General features: G+C 36.2%; 3 protein-coding genes. All 3 read left to right on the top strand.

The features are described 5' to 3' along the window. Positions 1-1017: RHS repeat domain-containing protein (locus JMX13_RS13460; protein WP_201613317.1), on the top strand; the 1017-nt coding region annotated here is incomplete at its 5' end. 80 nt (positions 1018-1097) lie between these two features. Then, a complete protein-coding gene (locus tag JMX13_RS13465; RefSeq protein WP_201613318.1) occupies positions 1098-1514 on the top strand; it encodes a hypothetical protein in 417 nt (138 codons plus the stop codon). Between the two features lie 185 nt (positions 1515-1699). After that, positions 1700-1911, top strand: a 212-nt coding sequence (locus JMX13_RS13470; protein WP_201613319.1) for a hypothetical protein, incomplete at its 3' end; no start/stop codon positions are given.

Here is a 1911-nt window from a genome sequence, read left to right on the forward strand (position 1 = left end):
ATAGATCGTGAGCAAGACAGCAGCATAATACAAGTTTACCACTATCATAATGATCAGCTCGGTACACCGAATGAGCTTAGTGACGATAAGGGTGAAGTGGTTTGGCTAGCTGATTATGAAGCATGGGGCAATACTGCGAAAGTTATCTACAATGAGATAAAAATAAATCAACTAACGGTATCACAAGAGCACGTGCAGCCTATACGCTTTCAAGGTCAATATTTCGATACTGAAACTGGGCTACATTATAATCGCTTTCGCTATTACGATCCTGATATGGGGATGTTTACTAGCCGTGATCTGATAGGGTTGAGAGGGGGTGATAATGTATTCCAGTATGCGCCGAATCCTACGGGGTGGGTTGATCCTTTGGGATTAAGATTTACTGGATATACAATGCAAGATGCGCGTCAAAATTTACGTAATGGTAGTAATCCTAAGATAAAACCTATATCGCCAGAAAAACAAGGGGCAGGTTGGATCGTACCAGCAAAGTACTCTAAAAGTGACGTTTTCGATGAATGGTTAAGAATGGAAGCTTCTTTTGCAAAAGGTAAGATGACGCCGTGTCCAGCAAAAGAGCCTACTGCTTGTACTTCTTGCACTAAAAAAGATAAATGGCGTAAATACGGTGGTAATCCAACCATGTTCCACTGTGGTTTTGATGGTTATTTGGAAAATAGAGTCCCAACTGACGCTAATCCTGCACCGACTAATGAGTGCTTTTATGACAATAGTGGAAAGCTAGTTATTGAGAGCCATGATTATGGTGGCTGTAGGGGTACGCCAGATTACTTTCCATATTATGGCGGTGAAGTTAAAGGAGATTTAGGTAGAGTTTATGATCATATGATTAATGACTCTGGAGGACCTCCAGGTCCAAGTAGAAATTTTAAGAATATTGGAGACGAAGCTGAAGCAGCAACGAAAAAATACTATGATGATCATCCTAAAGAATTTAAGGAACTAGAAAAAAAGAGGGGGAGGGAGAGAGCAAAGAGAATCAGAAGAAACTAATAAATCTAGAATTAAATAGGAAAACGATATTGTGGCTGAAAAATTTATTATTTGAATATATTAAATAAAGGATCTTGATCATGAACTTAAATAATAAAGGTAACAAACTTAAGGTATTTGCGTTGGCTTATTTATATAGCTATATCATTACTTTTTCTTTTGTTTTAATCAGTGAATATATTTATATTACATATGATTACTTTTTTAAAAATAGTAATGTTTCCTCATTATTTGAAGCTTACTCGACAATAGAGCTATATTACTTTGATGCGTTTCTATCTCCGATAGCCTTGCCTGTAATGACAACGATTGTAAGCTCTCGTTACCCGGAATATTTTATTTTAATTATTGTATATGGCCTGCTTCTCTACGGAATTTATAGAGTGCAAAACGTAATTAGAAAGAAAAAAATATTAATTTCAATATCATTATTATTAATATTAAATTTCGTTGGGTTAAAGCTTTATCCGATTATAGTACAAAATATGGTTGCATAATTAAATAGGAGTTATACTAAGAAGCAATATTCAAATATAGCTGTTAAATATTACTGATCTATGTCTACCATATTTACCGTCTCTTAGAAAACTCATGCATTGAGAATAATTTTTTAAATCTCATGCTTCTTATTAAACATAAGTTCATCTGTAACCATCAGTGTCAATACGATAAGATAGGACGATTGACCGAGCACAAGCTCACCGACTATCAGAATCATAATGGCATTACTGAAATCTTTGCCTTTGACCCTGCGAGCAATCGCGTGCCTGTAAAAATCGCGGATGACACCACCGACAAGACACAGAGTAACCATGGTAGACCGCGTGAGCTGATTCAAAACAACCAGCGCATTAGATACACCTATGATAGTCATGGGCGAGTATTGTATAAAAC

It is taken from the genome of Psychrobacter immobilis (genome assembly GCF_904846285.1).
Taxonomy (GTDB): Bacteria; Pseudomonadota; Gammaproteobacteria; order Pseudomonadales; family Moraxellaceae; genus Psychrobacter; species Psychrobacter immobilis_D.